Source organism: Mesorhizobium sp. M0139 (genome assembly GCF_040322455.1).
In the GTDB taxonomy this organism is placed as follows: domain Bacteria; phylum Pseudomonadota; class Alphaproteobacteria; order Rhizobiales; family Rhizobiaceae; genus Mesorhizobium.
The window spans coordinates 74,168-91,147 of the sequence record NZ_JAMYTN010000004.1 but is presented as its reverse complement, the minus strand read 5'-3'; the positions used below and the strand labels follow the sequence as shown (position 1 = coordinate 91,147).

17 protein-coding genes and 1 tRNA gene are annotated in these 16,980 nt (G+C 61.5%); 6 read left to right on the top strand and 12 right to left on the bottom strand.

Going from position 1 to position 16,980, the window contains the following annotated elements:
* Nucleotides 1-30: 30 nt before the first annotated feature.
* Nucleotides 31-1,044: an alpha/beta fold hydrolase gene (locus tag NKJ58_RS07785; protein ID WP_023714236.1), complete on the top strand. Its 1,014-nt coding sequence runs from the start codon at nt 31-33 to the stop codon at nt 1,042-1,044.
* Between the two features lie 51 nt (nt 1,045-1,095).
* Nucleotides 1,096-1,368 (top strand): hypothetical protein, encoded by a 273-nt coding sequence (locus NKJ58_RS07780; RefSeq protein WP_023681537.1) that lies wholly within the window; start codon nt 1,096-1,098, stop codon nt 1,366-1,368.
* Nucleotides 1,369-1,485: 117 nt separating this feature from the next.
* Here NKJ58_RS07780 and NKJ58_RS07775 read toward each other — a convergent pair whose 3' ends face one another.
* From NKJ58_RS07775 to NKJ58_RS07760, 4 genes are all read right to left on the bottom strand, one after another.
* The gene (locus tag NKJ58_RS07775) at nt 1,486-1,725 is read right to left on the bottom strand and encodes a DUF2188 domain-containing protein (RefSeq protein ID WP_023667535.1); all 240 of its coding nucleotides are present in this window, start codon (nt 1,723-1,725) and stop codon (nt 1,486-1,488) included.
* A 59-nt stretch (nt 1,726-1,784) separates the two neighbouring features.
* Nucleotides 1,785-2,063: a DUF982 domain-containing protein gene (locus tag NKJ58_RS07770; RefSeq protein ID WP_032891817.1), complete on the bottom strand. Its 279-nt coding sequence runs from the start codon at nt 2,061-2,063 to the stop codon at nt 1,785-1,787.
* An 84-nt stretch (nt 2,064-2,147) separates the two neighbouring features.
* The gene (locus NKJ58_RS07765) at nt 2,148-2,462 is read right to left on the bottom strand and encodes an SH3 domain-containing protein (RefSeq protein ID WP_023681536.1); all 315 of its coding nucleotides are present in this window, start codon (nt 2,460-2,462) and stop codon (nt 2,148-2,150) included.
* A gap of 124 nt (nt 2,463-2,586) precedes the next feature.
* On the bottom strand, nt 2,587-3,684 hold the full coding sequence (locus NKJ58_RS07760) for an NADH:flavin oxidoreductase/NADH oxidase (RefSeq protein WP_023681535.1): 1,098 nt from the start codon (nt 3,682-3,684) through the stop codon (nt 2,587-2,589).
* Nucleotides 3,685-3,827: 143 nt separating this feature from the next.
* Here NKJ58_RS07760 and NKJ58_RS07755 point away from each other — a divergent pair, with 143 nt between their 5' ends.
* Nucleotides 3,828-4,406, top strand: a complete 579-nt coding sequence (locus NKJ58_RS07755; protein WP_023667531.1) for an NUDIX domain-containing protein — start codon at nt 3,828-3,830, stop codon at nt 4,404-4,406.
* Nucleotides 4,407-4,495: 89 nt separating this feature from the next.
* Nucleotides 4,496-5,467 (top strand): ATP-grasp fold amidoligase family protein, encoded by a 972-nt coding sequence (locus tag NKJ58_RS07750; protein WP_023681534.1) that lies wholly within the window; start codon nt 4,496-4,498, stop codon nt 5,465-5,467.
* Between the two features lie 1,286 nt (nt 5,468-6,753).
* Here NKJ58_RS07750 and NKJ58_RS07745 read toward each other — a convergent pair.
* Complete coding sequence (locus NKJ58_RS07745) at nt 6,754-6,975, bottom strand: hypothetical protein (protein ID WP_352518642.1); 222 nt, start codon at nt 6,973-6,975, stop codon at nt 6,754-6,756.
* A gap of 86 nt (nt 6,976-7,061) precedes the next feature.
* On the opposite strand from NKJ58_RS07745, the gene NKJ58_RS07740 reads away from it, so the two are divergent.
* Nucleotides 7,062-7,925 carry an ATP-dependent DNA ligase gene (locus NKJ58_RS07740; protein ID WP_352518641.1) on the top strand — a complete coding sequence of 288 codons (864 nt, stop codon included), beginning with the start codon at nt 7,062-7,064 and terminating at the stop codon, nt 7,923-7,925.
* On the opposite strand, the gene NKJ58_RS07735 is transcribed toward NKJ58_RS07740, so the two are convergent.
* The 5 genes from NKJ58_RS07735 to NKJ58_RS07715 all read right to left on the bottom strand — a co-directional run bounded on the left by NKJ58_RS07735 (nt 7,922) and on the right by NKJ58_RS07715 (nt 12,409).
* Complete coding sequence (locus NKJ58_RS07735; protein ID WP_352518640.1) at nt 7,922-8,170, bottom strand: hypothetical protein; 249 nt, start codon at nt 8,168-8,170, stop codon at nt 7,922-7,924. The genes NKJ58_RS07740 and NKJ58_RS07735 overlap by 4 nt on opposite strands.
* Before the next feature lie 945 nt (nt 8,171-9,115).
* Nucleotides 9,116-9,307, bottom strand: a complete 192-nt coding sequence (locus NKJ58_RS07730; protein ID WP_023667524.1) for a hypothetical protein — start codon at nt 9,305-9,307, stop codon at nt 9,116-9,118.
* A 1,245-nt stretch (nt 9,308-10,552) separates the two neighbouring features.
* Nucleotides 10,553-10,638 (bottom strand) — tRNA-Leu (locus tag NKJ58_RS07725).
* Between the two features lie 128 nt (nt 10,639-10,766).
* The gene (locus NKJ58_RS07720) at nt 10,767-11,429 is read right to left on the bottom strand and encodes an outer membrane protein (RefSeq protein ID WP_352518639.1); all 663 of its coding nucleotides are present in this window, start codon (nt 11,427-11,429) and stop codon (nt 10,767-10,769) included.
* A 128-nt stretch (nt 11,430-11,557) separates the two neighbouring features.
* A complete protein-coding gene (locus NKJ58_RS07715; RefSeq protein ID WP_352518638.1) occupies nt 11,558-12,409 on the bottom strand; it encodes an alpha/beta fold hydrolase in 852 nt (283 codons plus the stop codon).
* Between the two features lie 261 nt (nt 12,410-12,670).
* Between NKJ58_RS07715 and ade the strand changes: the two genes are divergently transcribed.
* The gene (gene ade / locus NKJ58_RS07710) at nt 12,671-14,482 is read left to right on the top strand and encodes an adenine deaminase (protein ID WP_352518637.1); all 1,812 of its coding nucleotides are present in this window, start codon (nt 12,671-12,673) and stop codon (nt 14,480-14,482) included.
* 21 nt (nt 14,483-14,503) lie between these two features.
* Here ade and NKJ58_RS07705 read toward each other — a convergent pair whose 3' ends face one another.
* Together NKJ58_RS07705 and NKJ58_RS07700 are read right to left on the bottom strand one after the other, a co-directional pair.
* Complete coding sequence (locus tag NKJ58_RS07705; RefSeq protein WP_352518636.1) at nt 14,504-15,667, bottom strand: alpha/beta hydrolase; 1,164 nt, start codon at nt 15,665-15,667, stop codon at nt 14,504-14,506.
* Nucleotides 15,668-15,800: 133 nt separating this feature from the next.
* Nucleotides 15,801-16,874: an alpha/beta hydrolase gene (locus NKJ58_RS07700; protein ID WP_023695396.1), complete on the bottom strand. Its 1,074-nt coding sequence runs from the start codon at nt 16,872-16,874 to the stop codon at nt 15,801-15,803.
* Between the last annotated feature and the right edge of the window lie 106 nt (nt 16,875-16,980).

Sequence of the window (16,980 nt, the reverse complement as noted above, 5' to 3'; positions counted from 1 at the left end):
GGTGCGCGCCGGTCCGCTCCCGGGTGAAACATGCTGGTATCGATTCTGCTGTGGCTTGTTGCCGGCCTGTCCGTGCTGGCTCTCGTCATCGTGGCCTGCCTGGTCGCGGCAACGCTCTGGATTGCCGCCAAGGCCGAAAGGCTGGTGCCGGCCAGCGGAAACTTCGTCGAGATCGACGGCAGCCGCATCCATTATGTCGAAACGGGCGAGGGACGGCCGATCCTGTTCGTGCACGGACTTGGCGCCCAGCTTCATCAGTTCCGGCACACGCTGTTCAACCGCTTCGGCCCCGGTTGCCGGCTGATCGCGCTCGACCGGCCGGGATCGGGCTATTCGGTGCGGGCCAAAGGAGCCACCGGCCGCTTGCCTGAGCAGGCCGAGATCATAAGGCGCTTCATCGAAACGCTCGCGCTGGAAAGGCCGCTTGTGGTCGGGCATTCCCTGGGCGGCGCCGTCGCGCTGACCCTGGCCGTGGAACATCCCGGCGCGATTTCCGGCATCGCTTTGCTGGCGCCGCTGACGCATCTGGAAGCCGGCGTCCGCGAGAAAGCGGGCCTGCTCTATATCCGTTCGCGGCTTTGGCGCTGGATCATGGCCTACACCGTCGCGATACCGACAAGCCTCAGATATGCGCGGCAGACACTGGAGTTCATCTTCTCGCCGCAGGCCGTTCCCGCCGACTACATGATCGATGGCGGCGGATGGCTCGGGCTGAGGCCAAGCCATTTCCATGCAACCTCCACCGATTTCGTGGCGGTCGAAGAGGATCTTGGCCGCATCGAAGAGCGCTATGGAGAGATCGCCATGCCGGCCGGGATTTTCTTCGGGACAGCCGATCGCGTCATCGCCATGCGCATACATGGGGAGCCGATGAAGGACAGGATCGAAGGCCTCGATTTCGAGGCGGTCGAAGGCCTCGGCCACATGCCGCAATTCGTCGAGCCGGACCGCGTCATCGCCTTCATCAAGCGCATTGCCGAGCGGGCATTCGCCGCCAAGACCTCACCACAGCCTCACAACAATTTCACTGAACCATTCGGCTGATATCCGGTTTACCCCGTGTCGCACCCAAGGCGGCGGATACGGAGTAATTCAATGTACAGGAAAGTCTTTGCAGCATCCGTGCTGACGATCGGTCTTGCCACATCGGCGATGGCGCAGTCATCGGACGGCACGTATTCCAACCATCACAGCTGGTGGCCGTTCGGGAACGACCAGTCATCGACCGTCGACCAGACCACCACCGGCAGCATCAATGCCGACGGCAGCCAAGGCTATGGCGGCGCTACGGGGCCGTGCGCCTCCGACCCGTCAGGACCCTTCGGAAATGTGAGGCCCAACGTGAACGATCAATATTGCGGCAAGTGATCAAGCCACGGCTTCGACTGACCGGCAGGATGTCCCGCCTGTTTGTTTTGACGCAATTCCCAAGGGAATTGCTTAGGCGAGCATCCACGGCCGGCAGCGAAAGCTGAGGGGCAAGGATCAGTCGGAAACTTCAGTCTGCGGCCGGTCGCGGCCGTCGGCCAGTTCGTCGTGCCACTTGCCTTCGGCATCCTCATACTGGATGCCGTCCGTGGCGCCGGCGATCTGCTGTTCGGCCGAGGCGATCTCGGCGGCGCGCAGCGCATCCTGGTGGGTCGGGAATGTCTCCGAGAATGTCGAACCGACCTTGTAGGCCCAGCCCCCGTCATGCTCGACGATCTTGTAAGTCAGCTTCGCCATGAAATCCTCCGGTTCGTCCGTCCGCTCAATGCGGCCCGTTTTTCATTGCAATTTGGGCTTCAATGCAACTTGGCGTCTGGCAGCCGGTCTTCGGGAACCAGCACTTCCGATTCCTTGGCCGCTTCGATCAAGGCCCTGCGTGCATCGGCCGTCGAACGATAACCTTCCAGCACTTTGAGGCAAGTGTCGAGAGCATCACGATGGCGCGGGCCGCGATTGAGCGGCCACACCGTCATCAGACACTCCGCCGCTTCCTGGGTGCTGCGGATCTGGCGATATTTGCCGACATGGCCGAGTTCGACCACGACCGGGGTTTCAAAAGGTTTGTTATCCATGATGGCCGCAACGCAAAGCAGCCAATAGGGTTGCAAAAGTGGCCGTCAGCCTGCGCCCAAACGTCTCACCAACCGCAATCGTTGGTCTCAGTAACCGCAGTCGTTGCGCAGCCAGTGGGCGTTGGCCCAGCCGGTCCGTCCGCCGATTTCGACCTGGTACCAGTTGCCCCGGCGGTCGAAAATCTCCGTGTGGTCGCCGTTGAACAACTGCCCGATCATGCGCGACGACGAGTTCGGCCGTGCGCGCACGGCGAGAAACCCGCTGCCGGAATCCAGATCGTAGTGCCTGGACAGGCCGTGCACCGTGCCTTCGCAATATTGCGCGCCGACCGGAGACGACGCGGCGAACGACAGTGCGACCACCAGAGCGGCTGCCGCCGGATAGATTGCCCTTGATGCCATGGACTTTGCTCCCAATCCGGCCGCCAAGGCGGCCTGCCCCCAGGGACTATAGCGGGCGGATTAAAGCGAAGCTGCGGCAATCTGTCCAGCAGATGCGTTTGGCGCATCCGTCGGCGCTGCCTGTTCAGCCCTTCGTCCAATGCTGCATCGTCGTCACCGAGCGGGCAAGCTGCGGCGCGGGATGGATTTTTTCGCTGAAGGTGGCGGCGGCGCGCCAGCCCCAGCGCGGATCGGCGAGGAAGGCGCGGGCCAGCGCCACCATGTCGGCGCGGCCGTCGGCGACGATCGCCTCTGCCTGCGAGGGATCGTCGATCAGGCCGACAGCCCGTGTCGGGATGCCGGCGCCCTTGCGCACCGCTTCGGCCAGATGCACCTGATAGCCGGCGCCGGTCGGCAGCTTCTGCAACGGCGAATTGCCGCCGCTCGAACAGCAGATATAGGCAACATTAAGCGCCTTCAAGGCTTTGGCCACCTCGATCGCCTCGTCGACCTCGAAACCGCCATCGACCCAGTCCTTCACCGACAGGCGGGCGCCAAGCATCAGGTTTGGAACTGCCTTCCTCACCGATTTGGCGATCTCGATGAGGAAACGCATGCGGTTTTCCAGCGAGCCGCCCCAGCGGTCGGTGCGCTGGTTGGAAAGCGGCGACAGGAACTGGAAGATCAGATAGCCGTGCGCGGCGTGCAGCTCGAGGAAGTCGAAGCCGGCGCGCTCGGCCCGCCTCGCGGCTTGAGTGAAGCGCTCGACAAGCTGCAGGATTTCATCTTCCTCCAGCGCATGCGGCACATTCCAGCCGGTGTCATAGGCGATGGCCGAGGCTGAGACGGTCTGCCAGGGATCCTCGCCCGGCTGCAATGGGCCGCCGCCCTCCCAGGGCTTTCGGTTGGATGCCTTGCGGCCGGCATGGGCAAGCTGAATACCGAATTTCGTTTCCGGCGCGGCGACGCGCCTTGCTGCATCCAGCGTGCGCCGGGCGGCCGCCTCGTTGTCGTCGGAATAGAGGCCGAGGCAGCCATGGGTGATGCGGCCGCGCCGTTCGACGTCGGTCATCTCGACGGTGACCATGCCGGCGCCCGACATCGCCAGGTTCATCCAGTGATAGAGATGCCAGTCGCTGGCCGAGCCGTCTTCGGCGGAATACTGGCACATCGGCGCCACCGCGATACGATTCGGAAAGGTCAGGCCATCGAGGGCGATCGGCTGGAAAAGCGCTGCGGTCATCAAAAAACTCCGGAGAGGGACTGCAGCTATTTAGGCGATGGCAGTTGCCGGCACCAGACACGAGGCGGTGAAAGCTTCGCCGTTTCGGTTGCGCGCAAAACCGTTCGCGGTTACGCCATGGCGCCGACAGCTTGGAGCTCATCATGGAAGATCGTATCCGCATCCGCTCGGAGGAAGTCCTGTCCGACGACTGGGCGGTTCTGAAGAAGACCGTCCTCGATTATCGCCGGCGCGACGGGCAGTGGGAGACGCAGATTCGCCAGACCTACGACCGTGGCGACGGCGCGGTGATCCTGCCTTTCGATCCCGAGCGTCAGACGGTGCTTCTGGTGCGGCAGTTCCGCTACCCCGCCTACGTCACCGGCCACCGCGAACCGCTGATCGAGGCCTGCGCCGGCCTGCTCGACAAAAACGATCCCGAAACCGCCATCCTCAAGGAGGCCGAGGAAGAGCTCGGCTATCGCTTACAGAACATCGAGCGGCTGTTTTCCCCCTATATGAGCCCAGGCAGCGTCACCGAACGGCTGTGGTTCTTTGTGGCGCGCTATTCACCCGCCGACCGCATCTCGGCCGGCGGCGGCGCGGCCGACGAGGGCGAGGACATCGAGGTTCTGGAAATGCCTCTTGATGAAGCGCTGGCCGGCATTTCAGACGGCCGCATCATCGACGCCAAGACGATCATCCTGATCCAGCATTTGAAACTGTACCCGATGAAGGGCTAGCTCGGCGAAGCTCGACGTGCCTCACTGCTGCGGGCAGGGTGGCACGTCCACTTCGCGGATGAAGTTGCGCAGGTTGCAAGGACACCGGAATGGCGCGTGGCGCAAAGGCATGGCTGAAGCGAAACAGCGCGCGGGCATCTCTCCTGTTGCTGAACGCCGCGCTGCTTGTCCGCTACCGCCGGTTGACCCAGCGTTTCCTTGAGCGGATGCGGCATCTGCCGAATTTTGCAGCCCCGGTGACGTTCACGGAAAAGATCCACTGGCGCAAGATTTTCGATGACGATCCTCGCTTTACCGGTCTTCTCGACAAGCTCAAGTCCAAGGAAATCGTCAGGGAGCGGCTTCCCGGGCTCGCCATCCCTGAGGTGCTGTGGCAGGGCGACGATCCGCGCCAGATCCCCTTCGATGACCTAAAAATCCCCTACGCCGTCAAATGCAACCACGGTTGCGCCATGAATGTCATCGTTCGCGATCCGGCCAACGCCGACCGGGAGGCGATCATTGCCGAGATGACGGAATACCTTGGCCAAACCTATGGCGCCCGGAAGCTGGAGCGCAGCTATGCGCACATAGAGCGGCGGGTTTTCGTCGAAGCACTTGTGGGCAAGGACCAGGGCTATGACCCGGTCGACTACAAATTCTGTGTGCTGGCTGGCCGCGTCGCCTACATCGTCGTCGTCGCCTTCCGTTCCACGGTCAAGAATACCGCCCACCTGGATCGCGATTGGCGCCCGCTGAACATTGCCCAGGGCGCGATCGACTCGAGCCTGGAAATTCCCCCTCCCAAGAGCCTGGCGCGGATGATCGAGGCAGCCGAGGCGCTCGGCAGCGAGTTCGACATGGTGCGTGTCGATTTCTACGAGGAGGAGGGGGAGCCGATCTTCGGAGAATTCACGGTCTACCCACGCAGCGGCTTGCTGCAATTCGACCCGGCTGCCTTCGACCGCGAACTGGGCGCGCATTGGGATATTGGCGCGTCAGCTTACCTCAGTCGTTTGCCCAGCCGATTTGCCCGGCGATATAAGGCAACGCTGGTCGCCGCCGGCTATCTCGACGTTTGACGGCTACTGGGTGGCCTGCCACCCCGAAGCTCGAAGAGCGAAGGATGGTGCGGAGAACCCATACGATTAGAGATCGAGGGAAACTGATAGCTCAGCAGGTCAATAGCCGTGATTTCGAAGTGCTGCCTCAACTGAGCCGTAGCGGTCAATTTGCCCTGCTGGGATCAATCTTCGTGAGCCGCTGCCTGGTCTCGACCACGCGCCTTTGCGCAGATCGGATTCGGCAACACAAAGGCGAGATTCATAGCGACGCCGCAGTCTTCATGGAGCAAGTTTTCAGCGCGCTTCCTGCTGCGACTCGGCCGATTACCGCTAAGGTTACCGGCAAGCTCTCCCACGTCCGGACTGGGTCGAGATCATTTGAAGAACTCTTTCAGCTTGTTGAGTCGACTGTCGCCAGAGGCCCTCCGGTCTTCAGGACTCGGCGCCTCGCCGATCGTATCCTGCTGGATAAAGCGAGGTTCTCAGCCACCATTTTCTCGCTGAGTACCAGCGCGAACTCGGTCTGTTTGATGCGCTGCTGAGCATCAGCGAGTTGCATCGTGAAAAGATCGGTTGCCATTGTTGATCCGGGATCCGCGAGATTCATGATTGCGTAACACATGGCGGCCGAAATCGTTCCTAGTTGTCGGGCGAAACCGGTGCCGCAAAGGGCGGCTGAGTTTGAACTTCCCACCCGACCAGACGTCCGCGAGCGCCAAGGCATCGAGAGCCCAGTGATCGGAGGGCCACTACGAGCGGGCGCAACCCGACCACTTAAGTGATCAGCCTCGCTACAGCCTTGACAGGTACAGTCGCGGCCTCATCAAGGGGAGGTATCAATGGTCTCGGCGATTGGAAACCAACATCGGCAGGCAGCTGAAACTCGACCGAAACCCGCAAAGACAGAACCGGGCGAAGGATTTGCGCCAGGCAAAAGCGCAGACAGCGTAGGACATCGCGCCAAGGCAATGGCGGCAGAAAGTGGCGACACGGATTCTGGCGCCCAGGGGCGCGCCGCATCGACAATCGCCAGGATGGATATCACCGTTTTGGCTCCACAGAGCGAAGAGCCGCCTTTGGAGTAGCCCGGGCGGCCGTGCCGCTGCCTCGGTCCTTGTGCAGCACAACGCGCGCTGGCTACGCTCGGTGGACATCGTCGTCTCGAAACACTTCGGGCGTTGCACTGCCGCGAGCCGCCTTCGCTGCTGGTCGAGGGGCTGTAACCCTTGGTGAGGCCGGCATCGCCTCGCCGGTCGTTGCGAGCCCACGATCGCGCGGCCAAGCGACCTTCCCTGTGTCGGTCTCTATTTGATACTAGGGGACGGCGGTTTCATCACGGGCAATTGCAGCTGGTCAATGGTTGCGACGATGCCGGCGGCAATGGCTTCCGCCTCATGGATCAGTTCCGGACCATAGAGCCCATTGACCACCTCTTCGCTCGGCAGCACGCCAGGAGGACAGTGCTCTTCCATTGTGCGCCGGATGAGCGTCAGCGCTGCCCGGCATTGGTCGGCTTCGATCTTCATAGCCCTTCAAACATCCAATTCGTCTAAAATGTTCCGGAACTAATTTAGCGATAGCTAATTGAAGTCGTGGTTCTGCGAGTCAGTGCATGCGTCTGAAATTCATCAAGCCTATGGAACCCGAACTGGTCGACACGCCGCCGATGGGCGATGATTGGATTCATGAGATCAAATTCGATGGCTACCGCACCCAGGTCATCAAGGATGATGACGGGATTCGGCTGATCACCAAGAACGGTTATGATTGGACGGGCCGCTACATCCAACTTGCCGGTGAGGCGGAAGCGATCGAGGCGAAAGACTTCATCATCGACGGCGAGACCATTACGATCAATGAGGCTGGCCTATCCGACTTCCATGCGCATCAATCAGCCGCGACCAGCCGCAAGCCGTCGCGCGATCTGTATCTGCTAGCATTCGACCTCTTGCATCTGAACGGGCATGACTTGCGGAACACGCCGGTGGAAGACCGTCGCGAGATCCTCCGGGCGTTGATCCCGGACGGCGGCCGAATCCAGTTCAGCGAAGCGATGCCGGGCACTGGCGACGCCGTCTTTCATCTGGTCGACCAGGCTGGGCTTGAAGGTATCGTTTCAAAGCGGAAGGGCAGCAAGTATCGGTCGGGTCCGACGACGAACTGGCGCAAGATCAAGTGCTATGCCGAAAAGGAGATGGACATCATCGGCGTGCAGCGCGAGGCCGGCAAGCCTGCCATGGTGCTGATGGCCGACAAAGGCCACTATGCCGGCGGCGCCTTCGTCACCTTCAAGGCGGACAAGCGCCAGCGCCTATGGGACCGCGTGCAAGGCAAGATTGGCGGGACGGCGCCGAAAGGGCTCAAGAGTGACAAGGCCGAATGGCTAAAGCCGGGCCTGGTCGGCCGCGTGCGGTTCCTAAAGGGCGAGGAGAAGCTTCGCCATGCCAAGCTGCTGGATTTCCGGGAGGAGACTTAGCCCGGAGGCTTGTCCCGGGGCTGTGCCGGTCCTGTCCCGTTCCACTGGATGAACTTCGCCTTCTGGCCGGTGATGGTCTCGATCGACTTCAACAGGGGTCCATGGACCTTACGTAGAGCTTGGTAGTGCTGGCCGTGGTACGCAAGGAGCGGCCCGACGATGCTCTTGTGCAGCGCTTCGGCTGCCGCCAGGAAGCGCTCGATTTCAGCCCGGGAAAGTTGTTCCGAAGGTTTGGTTCTGGCCATTGGCGCTCTCCATTGAGGGGTCGCCGCAACGAGGACTATAATCCTACATGCCGGACTGCCTGACAAGAGGGCTCGCCGGCCTTACCCCGCAGGTAGCAGTAGGGCGACGGCGTCAAGCGCAGCCATCAGGAGCAACCACCAGCAAAGATGAGCAACGGCAGGCCCGGCGACCTCCTTTGGCACACGGGACAAACAAGAAGGTCGCCGAGCCTTACCGGCGCTGCTTTGTGAGGGAGACGACGCCGGATGAGATGAGAGTATGCGATCGTGCTAATCTCTGCGAACCATGCGAACGAAGGAAAGCCTTGTGGCACGGACGTTGAGATCAAGGTCGGCGGGGCGCTGATGCAGGATTCTTCCAAAGCGGTAGTGAGTCCAGAGCGGAACATTAGCGTCGGCCAACGGTTAATTCGGCAGTGTTCCGAACCGTGATTGGTAGAGCGATGGTGACGTTTCATCTTGTCTATTTTTCCGGCCTCACGGCAGACCAGCTGCTAGGCAGCGCCGTTCCTATCCTGGCGTGTTTGCTGCTTTATAACGCTCTGGCTACGGACGCCTAACTGATGGGTCGGCCAGCGGCCGGCCTCCTTGGCAGCCGGCGATTGCCATCCCGATGCCAACTTCAAGACCTATCACGAGGCCAAAGACAAGCTTGCCGACGAAATCAATGGCGAGGGCCGGACAGGACGCCACACGTCCAGGCAGGGCTCTCTGACGGCATTGGCGATGGCCCGTTGGCAATTCGGGGGTCCATTGTTCCCATTTCTGTTTCTCCCAAAACTGCCCGCTGCCTCACGGTGGCGAGCTTTTTCGTTATAGGGCCCTCCGCGCTGGGCAATCTGTTCCAGGAGCTTCTGTGATGCCTCTATGACGCGGCAAACCTTGGAAAAGGTTTCCGTGGCAGGACCGGGGTACGATTCTAACCAACTACCGCTGTATAGGCCACTAGCGCCCGACGATCCGGCTAATCATGTCGTCATCAGGTGCGCTGTCGGTGAATTCCCGTAGCAGCGCCTTCGCGTGGTCTACCCAATGCTCTTCAGCCAGGTTCAGCTCCCGAACGGACCTCCTGAAGGTCTCGCACACCACATCGAAATCGAAGGCGTCAATGCTGTAGCCTTCCTCGTCATGGTCCATCGGCAGCTCCCCCAATGGGGGAAACTGTACGGAATCGTACGAAGCAAGTGCAAGGGCATTCAAAAGCAATTGGCTGATGCCGCCCGATCGTTCCACAATGTGTTGCTAATATGCAGCACCGACTGAATCTCCGATCAGCGGCACTTGTGGTTGGTTCCAACAGCTGCACGTTGACGGCAAGATGCCAAAGCCAACGACATGCGGGCGACGAAGATGGACAAGCGACAAAACACAAGAAATGTTGAGTTGGTCGGTCTTCTGGCCGTGCCGTTGTCAGTTCTAATCACGCTGCTGATAGCTGGAATGATCCTTTGCTGAAATGTTTGAGTGGCAAAAGGCTGGGGCGGCGGGTTTTTCCCCTTTGAAAGAAGTCACGATGTCCCAATCCGTCGAACCCCCGATATTACCAGAGGATAGCCCAGACCGTGAGGTGAACTGTGAAGTCGCATTAGAAGCCGCGTTTGCGGCCTTGGTGACTGCGTCAGAAGCGCAAGGTTGGACGCCACAGGAAACGGCTGCAACTCTTCTTAAAATCGCGACGGAGCATGCCCACCGGGTTGAGGCCGCTGCGGCCCCAGCCGGCTCCCAAGGGAGTGCTTGACCTGGCCCGCGCGGTCGGTCGCTACCGACAGGAGTGTTGCAGCAGGTATTCCAGCAAGAGTGTTAAACCTCTTCAGTTTTGTCCCTCTCCTCTGCCAATGCGCTTTTATCAAAGCCAAGCCCCAGTGGCATCGGCATGATAAGGTCTGTGAGTTGCGGCTTACACTCGAAGAGGATTGCCCTGGCCAATACGTGGCCGGCTCGCAAAGGTCTTTGAGACGTTCTGCAGCCACATCCTCTATGCCGACATGCTCCATAGCGTATGAAGAGCTACTAGCACGCTTGTAATATAGCTTTTGATCGCTGCGGTGTGGTCGACGTTCCGACCGTGGCACGTCAATGACTATGAAACCGGCATTTTGGTCGGCATTCGATGCAAGTCCGGCGACACGGATACCGTCGTTTTTCGGCTGCATTAGATCCCCAACTGCCGAGCTTACGACCGAAAGGGCTACAGGTTCGGGATTTGGCTCAAGCGCAGTTGCGCCCTCAGCCCCGTCACTGTTCTTACGGCAGCCAATACCGAACACCAAAACTCCAGCATGGCAGTTCCCGGCTTTGTATCCCGGCTCTACGGCTACCCGCGTCAGCCTTTTCTATGGTAGCCAGTGAGTTCTTACAGAACGAATCCTAAGCATTTCAATTTGGTGCGGACGACGGGAATCGAACCCGTACGATCAGAGATCGAGGGATTTTAAGTCCCTTGCGTCTACCAATTCCGCCACGTCCGCAGGCGAGCCCTTTTCAAACGCCAGCGAAAACCCGTCAAGCCATCTTTTGCCGAGTGTCGAACTCATGAAAGATGGTTCGTGATTTCAAAAACAATTGGTTGTCGCGAAATCTCAATCGCCGAGAAGGCTCAGAATTTGTAGCTGAGATTGATACCAACCGCGTTCAGCTTCACGTCCTGATCGCGATCGTTGAAGGGTTCCGCCACGTCATAGTGCTCGGAGCCGAAATCATAATAGCGATATTGCGCGCCGACGATGAATTTGTCGGTCAGCGCATAGTCGACGCCGGCACCCAAGGTCCAGCCGACATTCGTGCGTGTGCCGGCGAACGACGCGCCTGCGACTTGCGACGTTTCGATGCCGGCAAAGGCGACGCCGCCGACGCCGTAGACCAGCAAGCGGTCCATGGCGAAGCCCGCTTTGGCGTCGACAGATCCGAACCACTTGATGTCCGTGCGGAACGTGCTGCCAAGGCCTGATACGGCCGTACCGTCGATGGCGGAATAACTGAGCTCCGCCTCGGCGCCGAGCACCGCCTGATCGAACTGCCACAGGCCGGCGACATGGCCGCCGACGAAACCGCCGTCAATGTCGGGCGAGATGGAAAACGGCGCGCCTTCCGTCACTGATATGTCGGACTGGCCCCAGCCGTAGCCGGCCTGCAGGCCGGCATAGTAGCCGGTCCAGTCGAAGCCTGGTTCGGTCATCGGCACCGCCATCGGGTCGGCGGCGAATGCCGGTGCGGCCAGAGCAATCAGAAATCCGGCACTGGCAATGGTCAGACAGCGCATCGAGTTCTCCGAAAGGCGGTTCAGAAGGCGCCTTGCCGGAAGGTAATCCTATTCGCCGCAAAACGGAACCCATTGTTCAACAATCGGAATGCACCCGTTGCTGCGCTGGGGTGCTCTAGCTGGGGGCGCTATTTGGCGTCAATGAAGTCCAGCGCCGCCTGGCTATATTCGTCCGGCGCCTGCAGCATGGCGAAATGACTGGCGTTGGGCAGGATGATGAGCTTGGCGCCCGGAATGACGGAGGCCATGTATTCGGTGTGTTCGCGCTTGATCGCCTCGTCATGGTCGCCGGCAACGATCGCGGTCGGCGTGGTTATCTTGCCGAGCTGTTCCTTGGTCCAGGCCGGCTCCGACTCCCACATGTGGCTGATCTGCGCCACGAAGGCATCGTACTGGTCGGGAGTCTTCGACAGTCTCTTGTAGTCGCGTCCCGAGCGGTCGATATAGGCGGCAAAGGTCTTGTTGGTCAGCACACCCGGATCGACGCCATCGGTGGTGACGTTGGCGGCCTGCGCAAAGAGCCTTGTCAGCCGCTCCGGATGATGCAGCGCGATGTCGATGCCGATAATGCCGCCGTCGCTCCAGCCGACAAGAGCGGTCTTGTCGATCTTGAGATAGTCGAGCAGCGCAAGATAGTCCGACGCCATGAGGTCATAGCCGTAAGCTTGCTCGGTGCGGGTAGAGCGGCCATGGCCGCGGCTGTCGGCGATGATAACCTTGTGCGTCTTGGACATCGTCGCCACCTGGCTTGCCCAGATGTCGCCATGGCCAAGGCCGCCATGGATCAGGAGAATCGGATCACCGGCGCCGAAAACGGCATAGTACATCTGAATGCCGTTGACCGGCGCATATCCGCTCTGTTCAGGCTTGGGCATGGCCGCCGGTTCGGGCAGCGTCAGCCAGCGCTCCTCGGCGGATGCAAAGCCGGCCGAGATCAGGAACAGGGTGACGAAGGCGAGTGCTTGCAGGATCCGGGTCATGACTTACCTCAGGAGGTTTCGGCCTCATCACAACAAAAACCCGCCTCGCGGCGGGTCGTCGGCGCAAATCAGCACCATCGCCAGAATGGTAGCATAAGTGCCGGCACAAGCCAAACTGAATGACCGCACCGTTGATGCCTGCCGTCGGTGTGAACAGGTGCGGCGCATCCGCCAGGGCGAGTTCTCATCGAGCGGATTTCGTCCGTGATCGCTGGCCAAAACCTTGCCGGCTTGGCACAGTCGGGCAAACAGGAGTCTTTCATGGCCAAGCAACCGTCGGCGACGAAACCCAGGCCCTGGACCGAGATGGCGACGCATCTGGTCGACGTCGCGACGGGGCGCAAGCCTGCCGATCTCGTCATTCGCAACGGCCGCTGGGTGAACGTGCACTCCGGCGAAATCATAGCCGGCACCGACATCGCCGTTGCCGGCGGCCGCTTCGCCTATTGCGGGCCGAATGCCAGCCATGCCATCGGCCAGGGCACCAAGGTGGTCGATGCCGGCGGCCGCTATCTCGTGCCCGGCCTGTGCGACGCGCACATGCATGTCGAGAGCGGCATGGTGACGGTGACCGAGTTCTGCCGCGCCGTCATCCCGCACGGCACCACCTCGATGTTCATCGATCCGCACGAGATCGCCAATGTGCTGGGTCTGCCCGGCGTGCGGCTGATGCATGACGAGGCCGTCGCCATGCCGATCAACGTCCATGTCCAGATGCCGTCCTGCGTGCCGTCCGCGCCGGGGCTGGAGCATGCCGGGGCCGAACTGACGGTCGCCGATGTCGCCGAGGCGATGACCTGGGAAAACATCATCGGGCTCGGCGAAGTCATGAATTTTCCCGGTGTCGTGGCCAACGATCCGGTCATGTCGGGCGAGATAGCCGCCACTGTGAGAGCGGGCAAGACGGTTGGCGGCCACTATGCGTCGCGCGACCTCGGCCTGCCGTTCCATGGCTATGTCGCCGGCGGGCCGGAGGACGACCATGAAGGCACGCGCGCCGAGGACGCGATCGCCCGCGTGCGCCAGGGCATGAAGGCAATGCTGCGGCTGGGCTCGGCCTGGTACGATGTTGCCTCGCAGATCAAGGCGGTGACCGAGAGCGGTCTCGACCCGCGCAACTTCATCCTGTGCACCGACGACAGCCATTCCGGCACGCTGGTGCATGAAGGCCATATGGACCGGGTGGTCCGCCACGCCATCCAACAGGGATTGAAGCCGGTGACGGCGATCCAGATGGCGACGCTGAATACCGCCCAGCATTTCAAGCTGGAGCGCGAGATCGGCTCGATCGCGCCGGGACGGCTGGCCGATCTGCTGATCGTCTCCGATCTTGCCGCCATGACCATCGACGAGGTCTATGGCCGCGGTATCAGGCTGGCCAAGGGCGGCAAGCTCGAGATCGACATCCCGGCCTATGATTACCCCAAATCGGCGAAGAACACCGTCAAGCTCGGCAAGAAGCTGAAGCCAGGCGACTTCGACATTGCGGCGCCCAAGGGCGCCAACGAGGTGCGGGTGCGGGTCATCGGCGTGATCGAAAACCAGGCGCCGACGCGGGCGCTGGAGGCCGACCTGCCGGTCGAGGACGGGCTGGTCGCCATGGACCGCCGCAACGACATCTGCCAGATCGCGCTGGTCGAGCGCCACCGCGGCACCGGCGGCGTCACCAATGCCTTCGTCTCAGGCTTCGGCTATATGGGCGACTGCGCCATTGCGTCGAGCGTCGCACATGATGCCCACCACATCATCTGCGTCGGCACCAACAAGGAAGACATGGCGCTGGCCGTCAACCGGCTGGGCGAGGTCGGCGGGGGCGTGGTGCTGTTTTCGAAGGGCAAGGAGCTTGCGCTGGTCGAAATGCCGATCGCCGGGCTGATGTCGGACGAGCGGGCGGAAATCGTGGCGGCCAAGGCGGAGAAACTGACCGAGGCGATGCGCAAGATGGGCTGCTCGCTCAACAACGCCTACATGCAGCACTCGCTGCTGGCGCTGGTCGTCATTCCGGAGCTCAGGATTTCCGATGTCGGCCTGATCGACGTGACGACGTTCCAGAAGGTCGATCTTTTTATCTGAGATCAGCCCGCTGCTTGGCTCTCATCCGCCGGTGGCGATGGTCAGCACCTTGAATGGCGTCGTGATGATGATCTCGGCGACGGATCCGACTGCCTTGCCGAGGCCTCGGCCGAGATTGTCGATCTGGCCCTGCGTGGGTTCGTCCGATGCCAGGCCGGCTGGAGCGCGCAGACGGTCGCCGAGCAATTGCACCAGGAACGGGTTGTCGGCGAATTTGGCGTGGTTCAGGCGGTCGCCGCCCTTGATCTGGCTGAGGTCGGCCACGACCACGCCGTAGCTGGCAATGTCGGCGGCGTTGCCGTAGTCGCCGACGCGCGGCTTGTCGCCGGATATCAGGCTGGACAATCGCAGAGCACGGTCGTCGGCGGAAAGCAGGATGACGAACGGCCTGTCGGGCTTGCCGTAGCGGATCATCTGCTTCTTGAAGACGTCGACATCGATATCGGGCGATGCCAGGACGACACGGCCGAGCTTGCCGTCGAGATCGCGGTCGCCGGTGATGGCGAGCTGGCGCAGCGCTTCCATCGTCACCCAGGTTCCCATCGAATGCGCGATGATGTCGATGCTCTTGACCTTTGTCTTGGCGAGCATCCTGAGCGTCGCCTCGAGGTCGTCGCGCGCGGCGTTGGCGCTGTCCTTGTCGTAGATATAGCCCGTGGTCTTGCCGCTCGAAGCCCACGAAAACAAGATCGGCGTACCCGGATATTCGGTGTCGTGGGCGATCTGCGTCAGCCGGTAGACCCCATCGTCGAAGCCGTTGTTGAAGCCGTGGACGAAGACCAGCGCGCGGTCGCCATTCATGGTGATGTTGGCGCCGACGGCCTTGGCGAATTGCGAGGCGTCGCCATAGTGGACGACGTCGGTGGCGGTGAATTGCTTGGCCGGGTTCGAATTGGCCGAGCCCTTGGCGCGCTCGATGGCGCCGACCTGGTGTACCTTCGGCACGGTGACGTCGACGCGGGCGTAGCTGGTGGTCAGCGAGCGATCGCCATCGAACACCTGGCGTGGGTCCTTGGTCGCCTGCTTGCGGGTGGTGGCGACGAAGATTTCGTGGGTGGCCGCGATGTCGGAGGCAGGCACCGAAACCGTCGTCTCGTTCAACAGGTCATGGGTGTTCGGGCCGGCGCAGCCGGCGGCAGCGAGCGCGAACGCAAGGACCAGGACAGTCTTCCAACGCTCGTTCACGCGGGCTCCCGCTGGCGCATTGGCGCCGATTTCAATGTCGTAGAGGCAGAGACCGGCCCGGTCCAGTTGAAAGTGATCGGGCCGAGCGGCATTCGCGACCTCACGCGGCGACGGTCGCCGCAAGGCGACAGCCTTATTGTCCGAGCGCGCTGATACGGTCGGTCACCGTCTGGTCGCTGGCAAAGCCGTCATCCTCGCGCAGCCGCTGGCCGATCATCTTCACCAGTTCGGGATTGTCGGCGAATTTGGTGTGGTTGAAGCTGTCGCCTCCCTTGACCTTGGAGAGGTCGACCACGGTGACGCCATAAGCGGCGAGGTCGGCGGCATCCTTGTAGTCGCCGACGCGTGGCCGCGAGCCGGCGATCAGGCCTGAGAGCCGCAGCGCCCGGTCGTCGTCGGAGAGCAGCAGGATGAACGGCTTGTCCGGCTTGCCGTAGCGGCGCATCTGGCTCTTGAAGACGTCGACGTCGATGTCGGGAGAGGCCAGCACGACATCGCCGAGCTTGCCGCCGAGATCGCGGTCGCCGGTGATGGCCATCTGGCGCAGCGTTTCCATGGTCACCCAGGTTCCGAGCGAGTGGGCGACGATGTCGATGCGCCGCGCGCCGGACTGCTGCAGCATGCGCAATGTCACCTCCAGCTGATCGCGGGCGGCGCTGGCGCTTTCCTTGTCATAGACATAGTCGGTGGTTCTGGCGCCCGATGCCCAGGAAAACAGCACCGGCGTGCCGGGATAGCCGGAATCGTGGACGATCTGGGTCAGGCGGTAGACCGCGTCGTCGAAGCCGGTGTTGTAGCCATGCACGAAGACCATGACGCGGCCGCCGCGCGCGGCAATGTCGGCATTGAGCGCGCTTGAGAATTGAGGCTGCGCATCGTAGCCGACGACCTCGGAAGCCATGAAGTATTTCGCCGGGTCGTTCGACTTGCCGCGCGAGCGGCGCTCGATCTGGCCGGTCTGGTGGGTGCCGGGAACGGTGACGGTGACGCGGGCGTAGTTCAGCGTCGCCGAGCGTTCGCCGTCGAAAACTTTGTTGGGATCGTCGGATTTCTTGCGTGTGGTCGCAATGAAGATCGAGTGATTGCCCGAGATTTCGGTCACCGGCGTGGACATGACGGCGCTGCCGAGCAGTTCCTCGGTTTTGCGGCCGCCGCAGCCGGCGATCAACAGGGCAAGTGCAAGAATGCAAATCGTCTTCAAACGCACGTCAAAAATTCCAATCGAAAGATGAATTCACTTAGAATTCACTTTGAGGCCCAAAGGCCTGTCTACCCTCGGCCCGTCTACCCTCCGCGACACCTCCCGGACAGTG

What these genes read in the sequence shown, in the direction of transcription:
- NKJ58_RS07785 (WP_023714236.1), top strand. Translation starts at nt 31, where the DNA reads ATGCTGGTATCGATTCTGCTGTGGCTTGTTGCCGGCCTGTCCGTGCTG.
- NKJ58_RS07780 (WP_023681537.1), top strand. Translation starts at nt 1,096, where the DNA reads ATGTACAGGAAAGTCTTTGCAGCATCCGTGCTGACGATCGGTCTTGCC.
- NKJ58_RS07775 (WP_023667535.1), bottom strand. Translation starts at nt 1,725, where the DNA reads ATGGCGAAGCTGACTTACAAGATCGTCGAGCATGACGGGGGCTGGGCC.
- NKJ58_RS07765 (WP_023681536.1), bottom strand. Translation starts at nt 2,462, where the DNA reads ATGGCATCAAGGGCAATCTATCCGGCGGCAGCCGCTCTGGTGGTCGCA.
- NKJ58_RS07760 (WP_023681535.1), bottom strand. Translation starts at nt 3,684, where the DNA reads ATGACCGCAGCGCTTTTCCAGCCGATCGCCCTCGATGGCCTGACCTTT.
- NKJ58_RS07755 (WP_023667531.1), top strand. Translation starts at nt 3,828, where the DNA reads ATGGAAGATCGTATCCGCATCCGCTCGGAGGAAGTCCTGTCCGACGAC.
- NKJ58_RS07750 (WP_023681534.1), top strand. Translation starts at nt 4,496, where the DNA reads ATGGCGCGTGGCGCAAAGGCATGGCTGAAGCGAAACAGCGCGCGGGCA.
- NKJ58_RS07745 (WP_352518642.1), bottom strand. Translation starts at nt 6,975, where the DNA reads ATGAAGATCGAAGCCGACCAATGCCGGGCAGCGCTGACGCTCATCCGG.
- NKJ58_RS07740 (WP_352518641.1), top strand. Translation starts at nt 7,062, where the DNA reads ATGCGTCTGAAATTCATCAAGCCTATGGAACCCGAACTGGTCGACACG.
- NKJ58_RS07735 (WP_352518640.1), bottom strand. Translation starts at nt 8,170, where the DNA reads ATGGCCAGAACCAAACCTTCGGAACAACTTTCCCGGGCTGAAATCGAG.
- NKJ58_RS07730 (WP_023667524.1), bottom strand. Translation starts at nt 9,307, where the DNA reads ATGGACCATGACGAGGAAGGCTACAGCATTGACGCCTTCGATTTCGAT.
- NKJ58_RS07720 (WP_352518639.1), bottom strand. Translation starts at nt 11,429, where the DNA reads ATGCGCTGTCTGACCATTGCCAGTGCCGGATTTCTGATTGCTCTGGCC.
- NKJ58_RS07715 (WP_352518638.1), bottom strand. Translation starts at nt 12,409, where the DNA reads ATGACCCGGATCCTGCAAGCACTCGCCTTCGTCACCCTGTTCCTGATC.
- ade (WP_352518637.1), top strand. Translation starts at nt 12,671, where the DNA reads ATGGCCAAGCAACCGTCGGCGACGAAACCCAGGCCCTGGACCGAGATG.